This is a genomic window from Neisseria sicca (genome assembly GCF_003044565.1).
GTDB lineage: Bacteria > Pseudomonadota > Gammaproteobacteria > Burkholderiales > Neisseriaceae > Neisseria > Neisseria sicca_A.
In genome coordinates this window covers 112,266-133,870 of sequence record NZ_POXG01000004.1, presented here as the reverse complement: position 1 = coordinate 133,870, position 21,605 = coordinate 112,266, and the positions used below count along the sequence as shown (strand labels likewise).

Genomic DNA, 21,605 nt, shown 5'->3' with positions numbered 1-21,605 from the left:
CCTAAAAACTATGCAGAACACTAAAAATCAAGCACACGGCTCGGGCATCCATGCCCGACACAATCCGACAAACGACAAAACCGTTTCAGACGACCTTCAAAACGCTTCGGGCAATATCGTTGCCCCTCCCCGCTACCGCCTGACCAAACTCGGCGAACAAATGGCGCGCCTGCCCATCGACCCGAAAATCGCGCGCATTTTGTTGGCGGCGAAGAAGCACGACTGCATGGCGGAAATATTGGTGATCGCGTCCGCGCTGTCGATTCAAGACCCGCGCGAGCGGCCGTTGGAAGCGCGCGATGCCGCCGCCAAGGCGCACGAGCGTTTTACCGACAAGCAGTCCGATTTCCTTGCCTATCTGAACATTTGGGACAGCTTTCAGCGCGAGCGCGACAAGGGTTTGTCCAACAAGCAGCTGGTGCAGTGGTGCCGCCAATATTTCCTGTCGCACCTGCGGATGCGCGAATGGCGCGAGCTGCACCACCAGCTTGCCCAAACCGCGATTGAAATGGGTTTGACCACCAAGGAAGCCGCTTTCAGACGACCTCCCGAAGTCAAGCAGCTCACGTCGTCTGAAAACCAAGGCGACCAAGACCTATCCGCCAAACTCAAACAAAAACAACTGGATAAAAAACAACACCGCGCCCAAATCCGTGCTGCCAAAGAAGCGGGCTACGAACAAATCCACCGCGCCCTGCTCACCGGTCTCATCGCTAACGTCGGCATGAAATCGCCCGACGGCAACGACTACACCGGCGCGCGCGGCAGCCGCTTCCACCTTTTCCCCGCCTCCGCCCTGTTCAAAGCCAAACCCAAATGGGTGATGGCGGCAGAACTGGTTGAAACGACAAAACTTTATGCTCGCGATTTAGCTGCCATCCAGCCCGAATGGATTGAGCAGGAAGCCCCGCACCTCGTCCGCTACCACTATTTCGAGCCGCACTGGGAACAAAAACGCGGCGAAGTCATCGCCAGCGAACGGGTAACGCTCTACGGCCTGACCGTCTTGCCGCGCCGCCCCGTGTCCTACGGCAGAATCGCTCCCGAAGAAGCGCGCGAAATCTTTATCCGCAGCGCGCTGGTGGCGCAGGAATGCGATTTGAAAGCGGACTTTTTTGTCCACAACAAAAAGCTGATTAAGGAAATTAGTGAGTTGGAACACAAATCGCGCAAGCAAGATGTGCTGGTAGATGATGAAGCCCTGTTCGCGTTTTATAACGAACGTCTGCCCGAAATGGCGTGGAAAGACGCGCAAGGCAGCGTTTGGGGAAGTGAAGATTCCGTACGGATTATTGAATCTGACGAAGCCGAGAGGTCGTCTGAAAATGAGCGCAACGAGTTTCGCCAAAACGAGCGTAACGCGTCTCGCCAAAATGAAAATCACAGCAACACCGTAGGTTGGGTTGAAAACCCAACACCTGCCGCAACCGCGAAAACCGTTGGGTTTGACAACCCAACCTACGCCGCCGACAAAGCCGAAAGGTCGTCTGAAAATGAACGCAGCGAGTTTCCCCAAAACGAGCATAATGGGTCTCGCCAAAATGAAAATCACGGCAACACCGTAGGTTGGGTTGAAAACCCAACACCCGCCGCAACCGCGAAACTTGTTGGGTCTGACAACCCAACCTACGCCGCCGACAAAGCCGAAAGGTCGTCTGAAAAAGAACGCAGCGAGTTTCGCCAAAACGAGCATAATGTATCTCGCCAAAATGAAAATCACAGCAACACCGTAGGTTGGGTTGAAAACCCAACACCCGCCGCAACCGCGAAAACCGTTGGGTTTGACAACCCAACCTACGCCGCCCAGCAAACTGCACCCCAAAAAAACCGTCTGAAACCCCTCCCCCTCGCCGACATCCGCACCTTCCAAGCCTGGCTCAAAACCGCCGAGCGCGACAACCCGCGCCTGCTGTTCCTCAGCCGCGACGATCTCATGCAGCACGCCGCCGCGCACATCACCGAAGAACAATTCCCCAAACACTGGCAAACCGCAGACGGCAAATTCAAACTCAGCTACCGCTTCGAGCCGCACCACCCGCTTGACGGCGTTACCCTCACCCTGCCGCTCACCGTGCTCAACCGCATCAGCCCCGCCGCCCTCGAATGGCTCGTGCCCGGCATGATACGCGAAAAAATCCAGCTACAAATCAAAGCACTGCCCAAACAAATCCGCCGAATCTGCGTGCCCGTGCCCGAATTCATCACCCAATTTTTAAGCCAAAACCCCGACCGCAACGCCCCCATCCTGCCCCAGCTCGCCCAAGCCATCGCCAAAACCGCAGGCGACATCCGCATACTCGAGCAAATCAACCAAGACGAATGGGCCGCGTTCAGGCTACCCGAACACTGCTATTTCAACCTCCGCATCATCGACGACGGCGGACAAGAATTAGCCATGGGTCGCGATTTAATCCAAATCCAACAACAACTTGGCAAAGCCGCCGCCACCACCTTCCGCGACAACACCCAAGAATTCGAGCGCGACAACGTTACCGCATGGGACATCGGCACCCTGCCCGAATCCATCAAATTCGCCCGCGGCAAACAACAGCTCACCGGCTACCTCGGCCTGCAAAAAGAAAAAGACGGCCGCATCGCCCTCCGCCTGTTCGACACGTCCGCCGCCGCCGAACAAGCCCACAGATTAGGCGTGATCGAACTCATGAAACTACAACTAAAAGAACAAGTTAAAGACCTGAACAAAGGCATCCAAGGCTTCACCCAAGCCGCCATGCTGCTCAAACACATCAACGCCGACACCCTGCGCGACGACCTCACCCAAGCCGTCTGCGACCGCGCCTTTATCGGCGAAGACGAGCTGCCGCGCAACGAAAAAGCCTTCAAAGAACAAATCAAACGCGCCCGCAGCCGCCTGCCCGCCGTCAAAGAAGCCCTCAGCCGCTACTTGCAGGAAACCGCCGCCGCCTACGCCGAACTCAACAGCAAACTCGGCAAACACCCGCTCACCCACCTCATGCGCCAACGCCTGCAAACCCTACTCGCCGCCGGCTTCGCCACCCGCACCCCGTGGGCACAATGGCCGCGCCTCCCCATTTACCTCAAAGCCATGATCCTGCGCCTCGAAAAATACAGCGGCAACCCCGCCCGCGACGCAGCCCGCGAAGCCGATATTCAAGAACTGGAACAAATGTGGCAGGAAAAAACCGATAGCTTGGTGAAACAAGGACAACCCGTTTCAGACGACCTCGCCGCGTTTAAATGGATGATTGAAGAATTGAGAGTGTCGCTGTTTGCACAGGAATTGAAGACACCGTATCCGGTGTCGGTGAAGAGGTTGTTGAAAGAGTGGGATAAATTGAGCAATATATAATAAAAGGTCGTTTGAAAATTTTCAAACGACCTTGAGATTTTAGTAAATACCTTGTGTTTTTAAATAATCCATCAATTCAAAATGATGTCGAATTGACAATCTTTTTAAAGTTCCTAATGAGAATGAATAATGAGCAGATTCGTAATACCGAACTAATTCTTGGCAGGCTGTAGACCATCGGAGTATATCTTGCCTATTCATAATAGTTGTATAAATATCCTCCAATAATTCTTCTTTTTGGATTGAAGTTTCTTCTCTATATTCACGAGGATCTGACAAACAATGTTGAATCCAAATTACCCCTTGTTGGTCAGGGAAAGTCAAATGAAAAGCTGTAGTATAAGGCTGCGCCCCTCCATCAGCATAATAATCACCAATAGTGCTAAAATTTGCAAACCCTCGCAGACCGTGCTGAGTAAAATTCAAATGGCGATCAGAGAAAAATTCAATGATATTATGCTGATAGTCGGAATTTCTATTTAATCTATTAAAACAATCCTCCAAAATAACTTTATTTTGAATAAATTGATTTACATATAAAGAGCTAACTCTATTACTGTAAAAAATATTTTCAATAATATGGGGCATACCATTAATGACACTTGCGTCATTTATATTTAATTCACCATTATGAATTAAAGCAAAACGAGAATTTGGAAATATATTTCTCCAATATTCAATTTCTGTAATATCTGTCCCATTTGTTATTATTATTCCAAATGTTATGGATGGTTGTTCTTCTACCAATCGAGAAGCTTGCTGAATAATCAATTGATTATTATTAGCCAAATCTCCAATTGTTGGATTCAGAACATAAATTAAATTCCCCCCGTAATCATCATTAATAATCTCGTTAACACACGTCAATAATTCTGTAATATTCAGTCTGACAGGTTCTAAAATTATAGAAATCTGTGAGTTTTGAATTTTTCTAGCAGAATCTCGGATTGCCAATAATTCATTACGCTTAGCTCGCAAGTAACAGTAATACATCTACTTCCCTTTCTTTTCAGTTAAGATTACAACAAACAAACATTCAATCTAAATAATTATATTATTCAGATTGTAGAGAATTTTTCCCATTTTATTATTACTGGGTCGCATATTTAAAATTAATGCTAACAATGAATAAGGCAAACTCCTAACGAATTCTTTTTCTTGTTGATTTAAAGACCTTTGACGGAGTACTTTAACAAAATGATGATGAGCATCTATTATAGACATTGATTCAAATAAACTTATACAATCTTGTTTTATTTGTTTAGGAGATTTTGATGGTTCATAATCAAATAAGTCCTTCATCATTCTTAACATTTCTGAGTATCTTAAACTAGATAGCATTGCTGTATAAGATAACTCTTCAAAATTGGAATTTGCTTCTCTAATAGTACAAAGGCTATTTCTTGATGTTAATTCAAGAATACCAATTTCTGAAGGTATTCTATTCTGAAGAAAATTAATTTTTGACTCAACAGTTACAATATATATTTTCTCAAAAATTTTTCTATAATCAGATAGTTGACTTTCAATTCTATCAAAATTATCTAATTCTGTTTTTATTTCATAAGCAGTTGATGTACCATTAAATATAGCAATATCACATATTGAATTTAACACATGAAACTCATTAATATAAGTTACATTGGATAACTTATGACGGCTCTTTACTAATTTATGAGCAATATTATTTTTAAAAACATATTCATTTCTATAACTTTTTTCTATTATTCTATACAATAAATCAAAAGCTTGTGATAAATTTAATCCATTCAGCTCAACTCTAATTTCAGAATTATTTAGCAGCTTTTCCCAAATTGAATGGTTAGATTTGAATACTATATCTTCAAAAACAGATTTTCGAAAAACCTGGCTAATTAAAAATGTTAAATTATTGTTTTGTTTCATGATTATTCTAAGAGTTAAAATAGCTTGATTATTGTGTTATTCACCGAATTTAATATATTTTAATTAATATCTGCTAAGCGAGCAATTAGATAATCAATAGGGTTATTATAACAAAATATAGGTTATCAGTATAGCGTGAGTTACATTCATTTTAAAAAAGAACTATATGCACTTATATTATGCCACATACTGTCTAAACACCAAAGTACCCCATAGTTTATCCTAAATTACCTGTGAATCACACTAATCCCCCACAGATCGTCTGAAACCCATTTTCAGACGACCTTTTTCCACTTCGCAAAGCAAAGATTCCCGCCACCATCTCCCCAAACATCGCCCGAACCAGTAAACTCCCCATGTTTCAACAACTTCTTGGAAGCAAACCATGTCCGGTATCTACCTACCCCGCCTATTTCCGCCCCACATCGCCGAACGCGGACTGCTGTATTTTCAGCAGGGCAAGGTTCACGATGTCCAAAAAACTTCCGCCGGGCGTTATCGGGCAGAGGTGTGCGGTTCGGAAAACTATTCGGTATGGCTGAAGCTGGATAGTGATTTGTACATTAAGGACGGGGGCTGCGATTGTCCTTATGGCTGGGCGTGCAAGCATATGGCGGCGTTGTGGTATGCGGTGCGCGCTCAAACGCCGGACGGGCAGCCTGACGAATCTGACGCGCAGCAGCCTAAACAGGGCGGCAATCCGTATCGGCAGCAGCTCTCTAGTATCTTTTCCCGAACCCGATATTATGATTACTACGAAGCCGCTGATTTGGGCTTCAGGCTGCAAAACTGGTTGGAAGATGTGGCGCAGGAAGGGACGGCGGCGTTGCAGCAGGCTTTGCCTTTGTTGATACCGCGTTTGCAGGATGCTTTTGAAAAGGCGGACGATTCGGACGGTATGTTGGGCGATGCTATGTATATGGCAATCGACCTGCTGGAAGAGGCGGTCATGGAAAATGTCCCGAAGCGTTTGATTAATTTTTTGGACAAATGTTTGGACGACAGCCGCTATTTTGATTTCTCGGAGGCAGGCAATAAAATCTACCAAATCCGCGCCCGAATCTGGCGGCTGCGCGGCGAATGGCAGGCGTGGCAAGATTATGTGGCTAAACGTTTGGCTGTTATCAAGTCGGGTTGGGAACATGAATTTTGGGCATTCGAGGGTTGGCAGGTTTTGCAGGCGAAAGGCGATACTGCTGCCGCGCAGGATTATTTCAGACGACATCTGCACCTGCCGCAATTCAGACAAATTGCGGTAGAACAAGCTGTCGGGCAGCAAGATTGGGCGGAAGCAGAACGCCTCTTGCGTGAAGGAATCAAGATTACCAAAGCTGAGGGAACCCCCGGCACAGCGCACAAATGGAAGCTGCAACTGTTTGATGTATTGAAGGAAACCGGTAAAAATGTACGCGAAATCGCAGCGGATTTGGCGTTTTCCACCAGCCTTTCATTGCCGCATTACGAGGCGTGGAAAGCCACGTTTCCCGCCGCCGAATGGCCGCATGAATTCAACCGCCTGCTTGCGCGCTTGTCGGGCCAATATTCGCTGCAAGCCGAAATATTGGAGCATGAACAGGAATTCGATCTACTGCTCGCCCTATTGCAGCAACACCTTTCGTTGTACATGATGGAACGTTTTGCCCCGTCTTTCCCCGAGCCGTATCACGACCGAATCGTAGCTTGCTACCTGAAAATCTTTGCGGCTGAAATCAATAAGGCAAGCAACCGTAAGCAATACCGCCAGCTCTTCAACCAATTAAAGATCCTCCGCCGCCAATATTCCGCACAACGGCAGGCAATGGAAGACTTTGCCGACGAAATCAGGGAACGATATAGCGAGAAACCACGCCGGCCTGCTCTGTTGGAGGAATTGGATCGGGCGGGGTTTTAATGTGCAGGCTGCCGAATTGGGCAACGCCGCACGTTCGCACACCAGCAAATCATGCAAACTTGGAATCTACGTGCAGCCTTTCTAAACCACTCCCTTTCCAACCAAACCAAAGGTCGTCTGAAACTCATTTTCAGACGACCTTGACGCCCTTCCTTATACAATGCTTCCTTGTATGCCGCGCCCCAATCGGTTAAACCATACACACAACGCTTTCCCGCCTATCCGCACACCTTTCCTGCTTTCAGACGACCTTTTGTCATTTTGTAAAGCAAGGATAAGAAAATTATGAAAGAATACCTGTTTGGCTTAATTGCCCTTGCTGCCTGATATGAAGAGGGTTACTCTTCTGCATAAATTTGATTTGATTACCCGGTCGGGGTTAAACGTAAAGGAACTATGATGAAAAAATACCTCATGCTATTTGCTCTTTTCGCTGCTGCTGGCGCTCAGGCAAAAGAATTTTTCCGTGTGACTGATTTGCCCGACGGCTGGCAGGCGCATATTTCTGTCGAGGGCTGCAAAGACAATCATTGCGGCGGCAAAGGTGCGGTGTTTTTGTATCACCCCAAGCAGGAAACCACAAATGTTTTTAAGAGTGACGACCTGATATTTGAACGCGGCGAAGGCAGCAAAATCTCTGCAGCAAAAAGCCCTTTGATTATGAAAGACTTCACCTTTGACGGACGCAAGGATATTGCCGTTGCAACCGGCAATAAAGGCCCTAAAAACTCTCCTACATACGACATCTACGAGCAAGGCGAGTATGGTTATTTTGGCTCCAATTATTCACTGACTGAATTGACCAAGAATTACATGGGTATGTTCCGCGTCGACAACAAACAAAAAGCCCTGATTGTGACGAATGAAGTCGACTGCTGCACCCGTATCGAAGAACGCTACCGTTACAGCCCCGAGTATATTCTGACGTTGTTCTACTCCCGTTCAGTCGATACCTCTGACGAGGACAAGGTCGTGGTAACTGAAACCCGAACCGACCGTCGTGGCAACGAGAAAACCACTACCCGAACCTACACCCCCGCACAATGGCAGCGTCTGAATAAATAATCCGGTCAGACCGGATAGGAATCCGCCACATGGCTATCGGAGGGTGCAAACCTAAAGATGCCAATATATAAGGTCGTCTGAAAACTTGAGATTCAGGTTTTCAGACGACCTTTATCATAGAAAAAAGCCCGCAAATCCCTTACAATACGCCCCTAAAATTTTGAAAGCACAGAAGAATCATGGAAGCCGAAGTAATCAACCAGCTCAACAACACCCTGAACGATTTGGAAAAGCGCAGCGAAGACATCCGCGTCTATATGGACTATCAGGGCAAGAAAGACCGATTGGAAGAAGTCATCGGCCTTTCCGAAGACCCTGAGCTGTGGAACGACCCGAAACGCGCCCAAGAAATCGGCAAAGAGCGCAAAATCCTTGAAGGCATCGTGTTGACGCTCGACAACATCGCGACGGGCATCGAAGACAACCGCATGCTGATTGAAATGACCGTCGAAGAAAACGACGAAGAAGGTTTCGCCGCCGTGCAAGAAGATGTGGCGGGGCTGGAAAAACAGATGGCGGATTTGGAGTTCAAACGGATGTTCAACCAGCCCGCCGACCCGAACAACTGCTTTATTGACATCACCGCAGGCGCGGGCGGTACGGAAGCGGAAGACTGGGCGGGCATGCTGTTCCGCATGTACAGCCGCTACGCCGAGCGCAAAGGCTTCAAAATCGAAATCCTTGAAGAAGACGACGGCGAAATTGCGGGCATCAACCGCGCCACCATCCGCGTTGAAGGCGAATACGCCTACGGCTTGCTGCGCACGGAAACCGGCGTTCACCGACTGGTGCGCTACTCGCCGTTTGACTCGAACAACAAACGCCATACGTCGTTCTCATCCGTGTTCGTGTACCCCGAAATCGACGATTCCATCGAAATCGAAATCAACCCCGCCGATTTGCGTATCGACACCTACCGCGCATCGGGCGCGGGCGGTCAGCACATCAATAAAACCGACTCCGCCGTGCGTATTACCCACGAGCCGACGGGGATTGTAGTGCAGTGTCAAAACGACCGTTCTCAACACGCCAACAAAGCCGCTGCGATGGAAATGTTGAAATCCAAACTGTATGAATTGGAAATGCGCAAACGCAACGAAGAGAAACAGGCGTTGGAAGAAGGCAAATCCGATGTAGGTTGGGGCAGCCAAATCCGTTCATACGTCTTGGACTCCTCACGCATCAAAGACTTGCGCACAGGCTACGAAGTCGGCAACACTAAAGCCGTATTGGACGGCGATTTGGACGGATTCATCGAAGCCAGCCTGAAACAGGGCGTGTAAACCTCAAAATATCAAAAGGTCGTCTGAAAACCAGAGATTTCTGGTTTTCAGACGACCTTTTGATTTTCTAAGTTCAGCCTCAGTCCGAATTATTTACATTTTTCTTTAGCCGCATTGACGGCGGCGGTCAGGCTTTTTTCGTTGACTTCGCCGGTGATGGTTTGTTTGTAGCCGCATTTCGGGGCTTCGACGACGGTGAACGGCAATACGCCGACGTTGTTGCCGTAAGACTTCATGAAATTGCGGCTGTCCGCGCCGGTATAACGCCAAACATGATAGCTGACGGGGGTTTGTTTCAGGAATTTGCCGATGTTGTCGGAAGTATCCAACGCGATGCCGACCATATCGACGCTGCCTTTTTTCTGCGCTTTGTACCACGCGGACATGGCGGGCATTTCCTTACGGCACGGACCGCACCAAGTCGCCCACAGGTTCACCACGCGCACAGGGGCTTTGAGTGATTGCAGGCTTTGCGGCTTGTTGTCGTTCCAGCCCGCCAGCGGGTCGGCTGCAAACGCAGGGGCAGACAGGGCGGCAGTCATCAAAACAGAGGCAAGCAATAATTTTTTCATAAGTTCCATCCTTTGCATCAATCAGATGATGGCATTGTAACCCCTTTCAGCGTGCTGTCTATGGAGAAAATGAAGATGTTGGATTTTAGCGGTAAAAAATGACGATTATCGGGTGATAAGTTGAGGAAATCTCCAATGCAGCCGATAATATAGTGGATTAACTTTAAACCAGTACGGCGTTGCCTCGCCTTTCCGTACTATCTGTACTGTCTGCGTCTTCGTCGCCTTGTCCTGATTTAAATTAAATCCACTATAAAGCCCATCAGCAAAATCTATATACATCGGAGAACGCTATGTCGTCTGAATTCACGCTCTACCACAATCCCCGTTGCAGCAAATCACGTGCCGCTTTCGACCTGCTCGAAGCGCACGGCATCAAAGCCGAAGTCGTCAAATACCTTGACACCCCGCCTGATTTGGCGACACTGAAAGACATCTTTGCCAAACTGGACTTGGAATCCGTGCGCGGCATGATGCGTGTCAAAGACGACTTATACAAAGAACTCGGCTTGGACAATCCTGACCTCGACAACCAAGCCTTACTCAAAGCCATCGCCGCCCACCCTGCCCTGCTCGAACGCCCCATCCTGACCACACAGGACAAAGCCGCCATCGGCAGACCGCTCGAAAACATCGAAGCCCTGTTGGACTGAAGCGCGGGAAGGCCGTCCCTACATGATTTCCCTGTTTCGCAGCCGCAACGGCTTGCGCTACTACCTCTTTCGCGGCATAGGGCTGAGTATCCTGTTGGTACTCGGCATATTCGGCATCAGCGCATGGCAGGTGTACCACACCGGCTCGCAGCCGCTGCCGCGTCATGTCCGCGCCGATGCCGCCCTCGTGCTCGGCGCCGCCGCATGGGACAAACGGCCCTCGCCCATCTTCCGCGAACGCATCAACCACGCCATCACCCTCTACCAAAGCCACCGCGTCGAAAAAATCGTTTTCACCGGCGGAACACCCAAAAAAGGCTACATGACCGAAGCCGAAGTCGGTCGGCGTTACGCCCTCAAACAAGGCATACCCGCGCACAACATCATCTTTGAAAACACCTCGCGCAACACCTACGAAAACATCCGCAACATCCGTCCGATACTGCGCGCCGAAGGCATCGAAAGCATCATCATCGTCAGCGACCCCTACCACCTCGCCCGCGCCCTCGAAATCGCCTCCGACCTCGACATCGAAGCCTACATTTCCGCCACGCCAACCACGCGGTTCGACCAAGGCAAAGAAAAAAACAAATTCCTGCTTCAAGAAAGCTACGCCCTCTTCCTCTACCGCATCGGCAAATGGAGCGAAAACTTTTGGGACTGGCTGACGATGAGTCAAACAGAGGACGAATAAATGAAAAAGGTCGTCTGAAAACCGAATTTTCAGGTTTCAGACGACCTTTCATTGTCCGATTCCGTCTAAAAACAGTAAAATACCCGTTTTAAAAGATTCTGGAGCCATCATGACCGTCAAAACCCGTTTCGCCCCCAGCCCCACCGGCTACCTGCACATCGGCGGCGTGCGCACCGCCTTGTTTTCATGGGCGTTTGCCCGCCATCACAAAGGCGAGTTCCTATTGCGTATCGAAGACACCGACTTGGCGCGTTCCACCGCCGAATCCGTCAACATCATCCTCGACGGCATGAAATGGGTCGGTCTCGATTACGACAACGCCGACAACGTCGTGTACCAAACCCGCCGTTTCGACCGCTATACGGCCTGAGCCTATGATTTTTGCAGCCGCTATTTCAATCGGATGTAAAACGTACCGTCCGGCACGACGGGCAGGTATTTGCGGTAGAAGTCCAGATAGGTCTTGTTTGGGTCTATGTCGGCAAACTGCTGCGGATACAGGGTTTTGGCGATAAATTGCGCGCTGGCCAAATCGGTGAGCGAGCGGGAGGCGGTGTGGTAGATGCCGTAAACGCGTTTGTTTTTGACGGCAGGAATGTCTGCCCAGCCTTTGCGTTTGACAAATCCGGCCAGGCGGCGTTGCGCATCGGCCTGGCTGATGCCTATGCCCATCGCCATAATGTCAGGCTTGTCTTTATGGCCGTTTTCCGTCCCCGAAATGACGATGACGTCGGGTTTGGCCGTCAGGAATTTTTCAGGGTTTATCGGTCCCCAGTTTTTAACGTAAGGCGCGGCGATATTGTTGCCGCCTACTGTGTCGGCAATCGCGCCCCACATATCTTTACCGAAGGTGTAGCTGTATTCGGACGGGCCTTTGTCGCCGAACTCGATATAGATTTTCGGTTTGGACTGCTTGGCGCGCGCGACGCGTTTTTGGATATCGGCAATGCCTCGGGCGTATTCGGCGGCAATTTTTTGGGCGCGCGCCTGCGTACCGTTGAGTTCGCCGAAAATTTCCGCACTGCGCGTGTGCCGTGCGACGGTTTCGGCGTTGAAATCGACCACGACGACGGGTATGCCTGCCGCTTTAATGCGCGGCAGGTGGGTGGCGACGGCCTTATACTGCCAGTCGGCCAGAATCAATACGTCCGGCTTGAGCGCGAGCGTTTTCTCCAGTGAAAACGTGCCGGTGCTGATGTTGCCGATGTCCGCAATGTTTTGCAGCGTAGGCAGCTTCTGTTTGAACATCGCCCAGCTGCCGGGATTGAATTTCTCCCAAAACTCACGCGAAATGCCGATGACGTTTTTAAATTTGTCCGCGCCCGTTACCGCGATATAGTCGGGATAGTAAAACGCCAAAACCGCGCGTTTGACAGGGACATCGACTTTGACTTCGCGTCCCAATACGTCTTTGATAGTTTTGATTTCGGCTTGGGCAAAAATGGGCAGGAGGGCGAGGGCGGCAAATAAAGCGCGTTTGTTCATGAGCGGATACTTTCAAAGAAATGATTCTCATTTGTCTTGTTTTAAGGAGAAAAGTTCCCAGACGGTCCTTCTGCGCCGACATTATTTTCAGACGGCCTTACATTGTTTAAACCTTGCCGAAAAAGTAAAATACCTGTTTTCAAAGACTTTGGAGCCATCATGACCGTCAAAACTCGTTTCGCCCCCAGCCCCACCGGCTACCTGCACATCGGCGGTGTGCGCACCGCCTTGTTTTCATGGGCGTTTGCCCGCCATCACAAAGGCGAGTTCTTATTGCGTATCGAAGACACTGACTTGGCGCGTTCCACCGCCGAATCCGTCAACATCATCCTCGACGGCATGAAATGGGTCGGTCTCGATTACGACAACGCCGACAATGTCGTGTATCAAACCCGCCGTTTTGACCGCTATAAAGAAGTCATCGCCGAACTCTTGGAAAAAGGCGCCGCCTACTACTGCTATTGCAGCAAAGAAGAGCTGGAAGCCATGCGCGAGAAAGCCGAAAAAGAAGGTACGGCGACTTACGACCGCCGCTGGCGTCCCGAAGCAGGCAAAACCCTGCCCGAAATCCCTGCTGACGTGCAACCCGTCGTCCGCTTCAAAACGCCTTTGGACGGCGTTACCCAATGGCCGGACTTGGTCAAAGGCGAAATCTCCATTCCCAACGAAGCGCTCGACGACCTGATTATCGCCCGCGCCGACGGCACGCCGACCTACAACTTCTGCGTCGTGGTGGACGACTACGACATGGGCGTTACCCACGTTATCCGCGGTGACGACCATGTGAACAATACCCCAAAACAAATCAACATCTTAAAAGCCATCGGCGCAAACCTGCCCGAATACGGCCACCTGCCCATGATTCTCAACGAACAAGGCAAAAAAATCTCCAAACGCAGCGGCGATACCGTCGCCATCACCGATTTCGGCGCGATGGGCATCCTGCCCGAAGCCATGCTCAACTATTTGGCGCGTTTGGGCTGGGCGCACGGCGACGACGAGTTCTTCACGATGGAACAATTCATCGAATGGTTTGATTTGAAAGACGTTTCCCCGTCTCCAAGCCGTATGGACTTGAAAAAGCTCTACTGGATAAACGGCGAACACATCAAAATCACGCCCAACGAAAAACTTGCCGAACTCGTCAAACCCCGCCTCGCCCTGCGCGATATTTACGACACGGCAAAACCCGCGTTGGAAGACGTGTTGGCATTGGTCAAAGACCGCGCCCAAGACCTGAACACCCTCGCCGACGAGTGCCTCTACTTCTACGTCAAACAAACGCCTGCCGAAGCGGACGTGCAGAAACACTGGGACGACGAAGCTGCCGCCCGTATGCTGCGCTTCGCCGAACGCCTTGAAGGACTGGAAGACTGGAACGCCGAAGCTATCCACGACCTGTTCAAACCTTTCTGCGACGAAGAAGGCATCAAAATGGGCAAACTCGGCATGCCCCTGCGCCTCGCCGTCTGCGGCACGGCGAAAACACCCAGCGTCGATGCTGTGTTGGCATTAATCGGCAAGGAAGAAGTGTTGAAACGGATACGTTCTTAAAACGTTGAAAAGGTCGTCTGAAAATTTTCAGACGACCTTTTTGGTTTCTCAGGGACTTATTCTTCGCTTTGGTTTTTATCTTTTTTGCGCCATAAGCCTTTAAACAGCGCGCCTGCACCAATCACGCCGACAGCAATCAATTTGCCGAATTTGGCGAGCAATGCGCCGGCAAGAGCCAGCAAGCCCAATTTTTTCGCAGCCAATCCGCCGACTAAGGCAGCCAATCCGTATTCCGCCACTTTGTCGGTCGCGGCATTGAAATCGCTGTAACGCTTGCCTTCGTTGAATTCGATATTGCCCAATAATTCCCGTGCGATAGGTTTGTATTGGTCTACGCTATTCAAATCGGTAACCATGGTCAGTTCGATAAAGCCTTCGCGGCCGAGCTGGTAAGTGTTGTAGTTGATGGCAGGATTTTGGTCGGGTTTGTTTTTCTCCCAAACGTCAATCGACCAAATCAGGCGGTGGGTAGCCGCATCATATTGCGGTTTTTCCACCCAGCCGCGCGTTTCCAATTCAGGCAGGTTGCGGGCGGCACGTTCTTTGTTTTGCTCCTCAGAACCTTCTTTCAGTTGCTTGAGCATGCCTTCGACATCCCATTCTTTGGCATCGTCGTCTTTGATGTAACCTGAATCATTGAAATTCAAATCGACCCACCAAGGGGCTGCGCTGTCTTTATTTTTTTGCTCCGGAATAATCAACCCGTAGCGGTCGGGATTTGTGCCATTACCCCATTCTTCCATCAAGCTATTGGCGGCATCTTTTTTAATAAAGACCATTTTGGCGGGCAGTTTCAGTTTTGCCTGGTTGCCCAAGTCGATAACTGCCGGGCCGACGACCATCTGTTTGGCAATCTCTTCCTCTGAAGCAGTTGAAGCGTTTTTCGAGTTTGGCGCAGATGCCTCGACGGCTGAAGCAGTATCCGGTTTAGCGGCATACGTAGGCAAGGTTTGGAGGGATAACAAGGCTGCCAAAACAGCGCAGGCGAGACGGTTGCTTTTCATCATGGGGTTTCCATAAAAATGAGTTAAAAAATGCGGACAGCCGAAACACCATACGCTCCGGCGTGACCAAAGGAGGAGGTTTGTATAGTGGATTAAATTTAAATCAGGACAAGGCGACGAAGCCGCAGACAGTACAAATAGTACGGCAAGGCGAGGCAACGCCGTACTGGTTTAAATTTAATCCACTATAACAATCAAACCCATGTTTGCATATCAATATGCCTATGGTTTAAAAAAAATGCAGATAAATTTCCCGATTGGCAGCAATTTACTACCCAAAGGTATAGGCAGCGTTTTCGTCGGCTTACCGGACTGACTGGACGAATATTTCGAGCATTTTCGCAGTATCACGCCGCAACGTTCCCACCAATCAAAAAGGTCGTCTGAAAACCGGAAATCCCAATTTTCAGACGACCTTTTCATGTTTCAGCTCCTATCAAGCGTCAATATTTTGCGCAATCAGTGCGTTGTTTTCGATGAAGGCGCGGCGCGGTTCGACTTCGTCGCCCATCAGGGTAACGAATACTTCGTCGGCGGCGATGGCGTCTTCGATACGCACTTTCAACAGACGGCGCACGGCGGGATCCATCGTGGTTTCCCAAAGCTGCTCGGGGTTCATCTCGCCCAAACCTTTGTATCGCTGGATGGACATGCCTTTTTGGGCATTTTGGAGCAGGATGTTCAGCGCGGTTTCAAAGCTGTCCACATCATATTCGTTCTCGCCTTTGTAAAGCTTGGCGCCCTCGCCGACCAAGCCTTTGAGCGCGGCGGCGGTTTGGGTGAGGGTTTGGTAGGCTTTGCTGTTGAGGAACTTGGGTTCGATGTAGCTGACCATGACGTTGCCGTGCAGCTTACGGGTGATTTTGATGAAGCGGTTGCCTTCGTGTCCTTCGATGCGTTCGAGGGCGACTTCTTTTTCGTCGAGCAAACCGGAAAGTTCGGCAACGGCTTTATCGGCGTTTTCAGACAACGTCAAATCGACGGGCGACGCGTGCAGCATGGCGCGCAGGACGAGTTCGTCCACGAAGCGGCTTTCCTGTTCGATGACGGTTTTCGCCAACAGGAATTGTTTGGCGGTGTCGGCAAGTTCTGCGCCTTCGATGGTGCGGCCGTCTGAAACGATTTTGGCTTTTTCCAAGGCAAGACCGAGCAGCCATTGGTCTTTTTCAAGTTCGTCTTTGAGGTAACGCTCTTGCTTGCCATATTTGGCTTTGTAGAGCGGCGGTTGGGCGATGTAGATGTAGCCGCGTTCGACCAGTTCGGGCATTTGGCGGTAGAAGAAGGTCAGGAGCAGGGTGCGGATGTGCGCACCGTCCACGTCGGCATCGGTCATGATGATGATGCGGTGGTAACGCAGTTTTTCGGGGTTGAACTCTTCTTTGCCGATGCCTGCGCCCAGTGCGGTAATCAGGGTGGCGACCTCTTGGCTGGCGAGCATTTTTTCAAAACGGGCTTTTTCGACGTTCAAGATTTTGCCTTTGAGCGGCAAAATGGCTTGGAATTTACGGTCGCGGCCTTGTTTGGCAGAACCGCCTGCGGAATCGCCCTCGACCAGATAAAGTTCTGACAAGGCGGGGTCTTTTTCTTGGCAGTCGGCGAGTTTGCCGGGCAGTCCCAAGCCGTCCATCACGCCTTTGCGGCGGGTGATTTCGCGGGCTTTGCGGGCGGCTTCGCGCGCACGGGCGGCATCGACGATTTTGCTGGTGATGATTTTGGCTTCGTTCGGATTTTCTTCGAGGAAGTCGGTCAGGGCTTGGTTGATGACTTCATTGACGACGGGGCCGATTTCGCTGGAAACCAGTTTGTCTTTGGTTTGGGACGAGAATTTGGGGTCGGGCAGTTTGACGGACAACACGCAGGTCAAACCTTCGCGCATATCGTCGCCGGCGGTTTCAACTTTGGCTTTTTTGGCGACTTCGTTGGCTTCGATGTAGCTGTTGATGGTGCGCGTCATCACTTGGCGCAATGCGGTCAAATGCGTACCGCCGTCGCGCTGCGGGATGTTGTTGGTGAAGCACTGCACGCTTTCCTGATAGCTGTCGTTCCACTGCATCGCGCATTCGACGCTCATGCCGTCTTTCTCGCCGAACGCGTAGAAGATTTTTTCGTGCAACGGCGTTTTTTTGCGGTTCATGTATTGCACGAACCCAGCCACGCCGCCGGAAAGGGCGAAGCTTTCGTGTTTGCCGTCGCGCTCGTCAATCAATTCGATGTCCACGCCGTTGTTCAGGAAGGAAAGTTCGCGGATGCGTTTGGCGAGGATGTCGAAGCTGTATTCGACGTTGCCGAAGGTTTCCGCGCTGGCGAGGAAGCGCACGGTCGTGCCTTTTTTGTCGGAATCGCCGACAACCCTTAACGGCTCTTCGGTTTCGCCGCGCACGAAGCGGACGAAGTGTTCTTTGCCGTCGCGGTAGATGGTCAGCGTTACCCAGTCGGACAGCGCGTTGACGACGGACACGCCCACGCCGTGCAGGCCGCCGGAGATTTTGTAGCTGTTGTTGTCGAACTTACCGCCCGCGTGCAATACGGTCATGATGACTTCGGCGGCGGAGCGTCCTTCTTTCGGGTGGATGCCGGTGGGCATGCCGCGCCCGTTGTCGGCCACGCTGACGGAATTGTCGGCATGGATGGTTACGGTGATTTTGTCGCAATGTCCCGCCAGTGCTTCGTCGATGGCGTTGTCCAATACTTCGAACACCATGTGGTGCAGGCCGCTGCCGTCCTGCGTGTCGCCGATATACATACCGGGGCGTTTGCGTACCGCTTCCAAGCCTTCCAGCACTTGTATGCTGTCGGCGCCGTATTCTTCGTGTTTTTGGTCAGTCATGGTCTTTATCTGTAAGATTTTTTAAAAGAATTTCTGCTGAGGTCGTCTGAACGACAGTTGAGCGCGCCACCCGGACGGTCAAGCTGTCCGACGGACGGAAATAGACTGTTATTATACCTGATTCTGCTGGATAATTCAGCGGCTTAGCACGTTTGCGGCGAGCTTCGGGGCGGCAAAGTTCCGTTATCAAACTGCATTGTCTTCAGTCTGCTTCGGTTTGCCCACCGTTCCATCTGGGCACGCCTTCGGTTTCGATGTCGAACATGTCCAAGGCATGGGCAACGCTGTGGGTAATGATGTCGTCAACGGTTTGCGGCTGCTGATACATGGCGGGGATGGGCGGGAAAATAATGCCGCCCATCTCGATCACTCGGCGCATGTTTTCAATATGGGCGAGGTTTAACGGTGCTTCACGCACCATCAACACCAAACGGCGGCGTTCTTTCAAGATCACATCGGCAGCGCGGGTCAGCAGATTGTCGCCGAATCCGTGTGCGACGGATGCCAGCGTCCGCATGGAGCAAGGCGCAATCAACATACCGTCCGTTTTAAACGAGCCGCTGGCAATGCGTTCGCCGATGTGGTTGACGGAATACACAACATCGGCGAGCGCATAGACTTCTTCTTTGGTGTAGTCTGTTTCCAAAGCGCGTGTCATTTCCGCACCTTTGGAAACAACCAAATGCGTTTCGATGTCGTGTGCGCGCAAAAGCTGTAAGGCTTTGACACCATATTGGAAACCGCTGGCACCGCTGATGCCGATAATCAGGCGTCGGGTCATAAATAATCTTTCTGTGGGTCGTCTGAAAAATAACCGAGGGGGTTCATTATAGTAAAAATCGCCACTTGGAATAACACAGCAATACAAATTGTCGGCGCTTGTGAATATCCGATAGAATACTGTTTTTTCATTCTTAGGGTCGTCTGAAAGGGACACGATATGGCAAAAGCAAAAGGCGGTTTGGGCCGCGGTTTAGATTCCCTGATTTCCAACGGCGTGGACAACAGCAGCAGCGACCGCCTGACTACCGTCGCCATCAACGACATCCAGCCCGGCCGCTATCAGGCGCGGGTACAGATGGACGACGAAGCCTTGCAGGAGCTGGCGGATTCGATTAAAGCGCAAGGCGTTATCCAACCGGTCATCGTGCGCGAACACGGCCTTTCCCAATACGAACTGATCGCCGGCGAACGCCGCTGGCGCGCATCCCAGCTCGCCGGACTGACCGAGATTCCGGTCGTCATCAAAACCATCAGCGATGAAACCGCGCTGGCAATGGGTTTGATTGAAAACCTGCAACGCGAAAACTTAAACCCGATTGAAGAAGCGCAAGGTTTGAAACGCCTTGCCGACGAGTTCGGACTGACTCATGAAACCATCGCTAAGGCAGTCGGCAAAAGCCGCAGCGCCATTTCCAACAGCCTGCGCCTGTTGAGCCTGCCCGAGCCTGTCCAAGAAATGCTCTACCACCGCCATCTTGAGATGGGGCACGCCCGCGCCCTGCTGACCCTGCCTGTGGTTGAGCAGCTCGAATTGGCGCAAAAAGCGGTGAAAAACGGTTGGTCGGTACGCGAAGTCGAACGCCGCAGCCAAATCGCCCATCAAGCCAAACAGGAAATCAAAAAAACCATCAGCCCCGATATACGTCGTCTGAACGACGTTTTGACCGAAAGGCTGGGCGTTAATGCGGAAGTCAAAACCACCAATCACAAAAAAGGCAAAATCGTCCTCCACTTCGATACGCCGGAAACATTTGAATATCTGCTGAAACAATTGGGCATCGATTATCAGGCATAAGACGAAAATCAGATATCGACCAAAAGCCTTTTCGACCACTTTTCAAGCCGTGTTTTGCATGATGCGAAACCCGGCTTTTTCAATGCAGACAATGTTTAACATGATAAAAAAGGTCGTCTGAAAACCCTTGTTTCAGGTTTTCAGACGACCTTTGGTCTTGTCTCAAACCGCTTCAATCAGTCTTTGAAACGTTTGAACACCAGCGTACCGTTGGTGCCGCCGAAGCCGAAAGAGTTGGAGATGGCAACGTCGATTTTCGCGTCGCGCGCTTCGTTGGGGCAGTAATCCAAATCGCAGCCCGCTTCGATGTCTTGTTCGAAGATGTTGATGGTCGGCGGGGATTTTTGCTCATGTACCGCCAACACGCTGTACAGCGCTTCCACGCCGCCTGCCGCTCCGAGCAAATGGCCGGTCATGGATTTGGTGGAGTTGACGATAACTTTACGGGCATGGTCGCCCAGTGCGCGCTTGAGCGCTTTGGTTTCGTTGGCATCGCCCAGCGGAGTGGACGTGCCGTGAGCGTTGACGTAATCGACGTCTTCGGGATTCAGTCCGGCATCTTTCAGCGCGCGGGTAACCGCCAACGCAGGGCCTTCTTCGTTCGGAGCAGTAATGTGGTAAGCATCGGAACTCATGCCGAAGCCGACGATTTCGGCGTAAATTTTCGCACCGCGTTTTTTGGCGTGTTCCAATTCTTCCAACACCAGCACGCCCGCGCCTTCGCCGATAACGAAGCCGTCGCGGCCTTTGTCCCACGGACGGGAAGCGGTGGCGGGGTCGTCGTTGCGGGTGGAGAGGGCTTTCATCGCAGCGAAGCCGCCGACGCCCAAAGTGCTGATCGCGCCTTCGGCACCGCCTGCAATCATCACGTCCGCGTCGCCGTATTTAATCAGTCGGGCGGAGTCGCCGATGGAGTGCGCGCCGGTGGTACAGGCGGAAACCATGCCGTAGCTGGGGCCGCGGTAGCCTTTGAGGATGGTTACATGACCCGCAATCAGGTTAATCAGCGAACCGGGAATGAAGAAAGGATTGATTTTACGCGCGCCGCCTTCGATAACGGCTTTGCCGGTGGCTTCGATGCTGGGCAGACCGCCGATGCCGGAACCGATGTTCACGCCGACACGGTCTTTATCGAGGCTTTCTAATTCGTCCAAACCGGCATCGTTGATGGCTTGCAGCGCGGCGGCGATGCCGTAGTGGATGAATACGTCCATGCGGCGAGCTTCTTTCGCGCTGATGTATTGACCAATATCGAAATCGCGCACTTCGCCGGCGATTTGGCTGTTGATGTCGGATGCGTCAAAGCGGGTAATCCGGCCGATGCCGCTTTTGCCTGCGAGCAGGTTGCTCCATGCGGTGGCGACGTCGTTGCCGACCGGTGATACTTGGCCGAGGCCTGTGATGACTACTCTTCTCTGACTCATGATAATCTCGCTGTTGGTTTTCGGTGGGATGCGGCAAGATGCCGTCTGAAAATGAAAAAGCGGTTCGGAATCGGATTCCGGGCGGCTATTATAACGGATTTTGCCCCACATATATAAGG

16 protein-coding genes and 1 pseudogene are annotated in these 21,605 nt (G+C 51.0%); 9 read left to right on the top strand and 8 right to left on the bottom strand.

The features are described 5' to 3' along the window. The first annotated feature begins 10 nt into the window (after nt 1–10). Nucleotides 11–3,331: a DUF3418 domain-containing protein gene (locus tag DBZ16_RS09815; RefSeq protein ID WP_107813851.1), complete on the top strand. Its 3,321-nt coding sequence runs from the start codon at nt 11–13 to the stop codon at nt 3,329–3,331. 39 nt (nt 3,332–3,370) lie between these two features. Here DBZ16_RS09815 and DBZ16_RS09810 read toward each other — a convergent pair whose 3' ends face one another. Together DBZ16_RS09810 and DBZ16_RS09805 are read right to left on the bottom strand one after the other, a co-directional pair. Then, nucleotides 3,371–4,324 (bottom strand): sce7725 family protein, encoded by a 954-nt coding sequence (locus DBZ16_RS09810; protein WP_107813850.1) that lies wholly within the window; start codon nt 4,322–4,324, stop codon nt 3,371–3,373. Between the two features lie 48 nt (nt 4,325–4,372). After that, a complete protein-coding gene (locus tag DBZ16_RS09805; RefSeq protein ID WP_107813849.1) occupies nt 4,373–5,236 on the bottom strand; it encodes a sce7726 family protein in 864 nt (287 codons plus the stop codon). Nucleotides 5,237–5,621: 385 nt separating this feature from the next. Here DBZ16_RS09805 and DBZ16_RS09800 point away from each other — a divergent pair, with 385 nt between their 5' ends. The 3 genes from DBZ16_RS09800 to prfB all read left to right on the top strand — a co-directional run bounded on the left by DBZ16_RS09800 (nt 5,622) and on the right by prfB (nt 9,475). After that, entirely contained in the window at nt 5,622–7,127 is a 1,506-nt protein-coding gene (locus tag DBZ16_RS09800) for an SWIM zinc finger family protein (RefSeq protein ID WP_107813848.1), read from the top strand. 399 nt (nt 7,128–7,526) lie between these two features. Then, nucleotides 7,527–8,192: an XAC2610-related protein gene (locus DBZ16_RS09795; RefSeq protein WP_107813847.1), complete on the top strand. Its 666-nt coding sequence runs from the start codon at nt 7,527–7,529 to the stop codon at nt 8,190–8,192. Between the two features lie 179 nt (nt 8,193–8,371). Beyond that, nucleotides 8,372–9,475 (top strand): peptide chain release factor 2, encoded by a 1,104-nt coding sequence (gene prfB / locus DBZ16_RS09790; protein WP_107813846.1) that lies wholly within the window; start codon nt 8,372–8,374, stop codon nt 9,473–9,475. Between the two features lie 89 nt (nt 9,476–9,564). Here the strand turns inward: prfB and DBZ16_RS09785 are convergent, their stop codons facing one another. Next, entirely contained in the window at nt 9,565–10,047 is a 483-nt protein-coding gene (locus tag DBZ16_RS09785) for a TlpA disulfide reductase family protein (RefSeq protein ID WP_003775962.1), read from the bottom strand. A gap of 293 nt (nt 10,048–10,340) precedes the next feature. On the opposite strand from DBZ16_RS09785, the gene arsC reads away from it, so the two are divergent. The 3 genes and pseudogenes from arsC to DBZ16_RS09770 form a co-directional block, all read left to right on the top strand. Continuing rightward, nucleotides 10,341–10,700 carry an arsenate reductase (glutaredoxin) gene (arsC, locus tag DBZ16_RS09780; RefSeq protein ID WP_107813845.1) on the top strand — a complete coding sequence of 120 codons (360 nt, stop codon included), beginning with the start codon at nt 10,341–10,343 and terminating at the stop codon, nt 10,698–10,700. A 22-nt stretch (nt 10,701–10,722) separates the two neighbouring features. Beyond that, the gene (locus DBZ16_RS09775) at nt 10,723–11,394 is read left to right on the top strand and encodes a YdcF family protein (RefSeq protein ID WP_107813844.1); all 672 of its coding nucleotides are present in this window, start codon (nt 10,723–10,725) and stop codon (nt 11,392–11,394) included. A gap of 109 nt (nt 11,395–11,503) precedes the next feature. Further along, a pseudogene (locus DBZ16_RS09770) lies at nt 11,504–11,755 on the top strand (glutamate--tRNA ligase family protein); the annotation flags it as partial. A gap of 29 nt (nt 11,756–11,784) precedes the next feature. Here the strand turns inward: DBZ16_RS09770 and DBZ16_RS09765 are convergent. After that, on the bottom strand, nt 11,785–12,879 hold the full coding sequence (locus DBZ16_RS09765) for an ABC transporter substrate-binding protein (protein ID WP_060974926.1): 1,095 nt from the start codon (nt 12,877–12,879) through the stop codon (nt 11,785–11,787). A gap of 159 nt (nt 12,880–13,038) precedes the next feature. On the opposite strand from DBZ16_RS09765, the gene gltX reads away from it, so the two are divergent. Further along, a complete protein-coding gene (gene gltX / locus DBZ16_RS09760) occupies nt 13,039–14,433 on the top strand; it encodes a glutamate--tRNA ligase (RefSeq protein ID WP_107813843.1) in 1,395 nt (464 codons plus the stop codon). Nucleotides 14,434–14,489: 56 nt separating this feature from the next. On the opposite strand, the gene DBZ16_RS09755 is transcribed toward gltX, so the two are convergent. From DBZ16_RS09755 to DBZ16_RS09745, 3 genes are all read right to left on the bottom strand, one after another. Next, nucleotides 14,490–15,440, bottom strand: coding sequence for a DUF2167 domain-containing protein (locus DBZ16_RS09755; RefSeq protein WP_107813842.1), 951 nt, complete (start codon nt 15,438–15,440; stop codon nt 14,490–14,492). 433 nt (nt 15,441–15,873) lie between these two features. Continuing rightward, nucleotides 15,874–18,264, bottom strand: coding sequence for a DNA topoisomerase (ATP-hydrolyzing) subunit B (gene gyrB / locus DBZ16_RS09750; protein WP_107813841.1), 2,391 nt, complete (start codon nt 18,262–18,264; stop codon nt 15,874–15,876). A 202-nt stretch (nt 18,265–18,466) separates the two neighbouring features. Next, nucleotides 18,467–19,045 carry a UbiX family flavin prenyltransferase gene (locus DBZ16_RS09745; protein WP_107813840.1) on the bottom strand — a complete coding sequence of 193 codons (579 nt, stop codon included), beginning with the start codon at nt 19,043–19,045 and terminating at the stop codon, nt 18,467–18,469. A gap of 159 nt (nt 19,046–19,204) precedes the next feature. Between DBZ16_RS09745 and DBZ16_RS09740 the strand changes: the two genes are divergently transcribed. Further along, nucleotides 19,205–20,062 (top strand): ParB/RepB/Spo0J family partition protein, encoded by an 858-nt coding sequence (locus DBZ16_RS09740; protein WP_107813839.1) that lies wholly within the window; start codon nt 19,205–19,207, stop codon nt 20,060–20,062. 176 nt (nt 20,063–20,238) lie between these two features. Here DBZ16_RS09740 and fabF read toward each other — a convergent pair whose 3' ends face one another. Beyond that, the gene (fabF, locus tag DBZ16_RS09735) at nt 20,239–21,486 is read right to left on the bottom strand and encodes a beta-ketoacyl-ACP synthase II (protein WP_107813905.1); all 1,248 of its coding nucleotides are present in this window, start codon (nt 21,484–21,486) and stop codon (nt 20,239–20,241) included. Between the last annotated feature and the right edge of the window lie 119 nt (nt 21,487–21,605).

Bases quoted from the DNA above. Each gene is read 5' to 3' on its own strand.
- DBZ16_RS09815 (WP_107813851.1), top strand. From the start codon at position 11: ATGCAGAACACTAAAAATCAAGCACACGGCTCGGGCATCCATGCCCGA.
- gltX (WP_107813843.1), top strand. From the start codon at position 13,039: ATGACCGTCAAAACTCGTTTCGCCCCCAGCCCCACCGGCTACCTGCAC.
- DBZ16_RS09740 (WP_107813839.1), top strand. From the start codon at position 19,205: ATGGCAAAAGCAAAAGGCGGTTTGGGCCGCGGTTTAGATTCCCTGATT.
- gyrB (WP_107813841.1), bottom strand. From the start codon at position 18,264: ATGACTGACCAAAAACACGAAGAATACGGCGCCGACAGCATACAAGTG.
- DBZ16_RS09765 (WP_060974926.1), bottom strand. From the start codon at position 12,879: ATGAACAAACGCGCTTTATTTGCCGCCCTCGCCCTCCTGCCCATTTTT.
- DBZ16_RS09800 (WP_107813848.1), top strand. From the start codon at position 5,622: ATGTCCGGTATCTACCTACCCCGCCTATTTCCGCCCCACATCGCCGAA.
- DBZ16_RS09805 (WP_107813849.1), bottom strand. From the start codon at position 5,236: ATGAAACAAAACAATAATTTAACATTTTTAATTAGCCAGGTTTTTCGA.
- DBZ16_RS09745 (WP_107813840.1), bottom strand. From the start codon at position 19,045: ATGACCCGACGCCTGATTATCGGCATCAGCGGTGCCAGCGGTTTCCAA.
- prfB (WP_107813846.1), top strand. From the start codon at position 8,372: ATGGAAGCCGAAGTAATCAACCAGCTCAACAACACCCTGAACGATTTG.
- fabF (WP_107813905.1), bottom strand. From the start codon at position 21,486: ATGAGTCAGAGAAGAGTAGTCATCACAGGCCTCGGCCAAGTATCACCG.
- DBZ16_RS09755 (WP_107813842.1), bottom strand. From the start codon at position 15,440: ATGATGAAAAGCAACCGTCTCGCCTGCGCTGTTTTGGCAGCCTTGTTA.
- arsC (WP_107813845.1), top strand. From the start codon at position 10,341: ATGTCGTCTGAATTCACGCTCTACCACAATCCCCGTTGCAGCAAATCA.
- DBZ16_RS09785 (WP_003775962.1), bottom strand. From the start codon at position 10,047: ATGAAAAAATTATTGCTTGCCTCTGTTTTGATGACTGCCGCCCTGTCT.
- DBZ16_RS09810 (WP_107813850.1), bottom strand. From the start codon at position 4,324: ATGTATTACTGTTACTTGCGAGCTAAGCGTAATGAATTATTGGCAATC.
- DBZ16_RS09775 (WP_107813844.1), top strand. From the start codon at position 10,723: ATGATTTCCCTGTTTCGCAGCCGCAACGGCTTGCGCTACTACCTCTTT.
- DBZ16_RS09795 (WP_107813847.1), top strand. From the start codon at position 7,527: ATGAAAAAATACCTCATGCTATTTGCTCTTTTCGCTGCTGCTGGCGCT.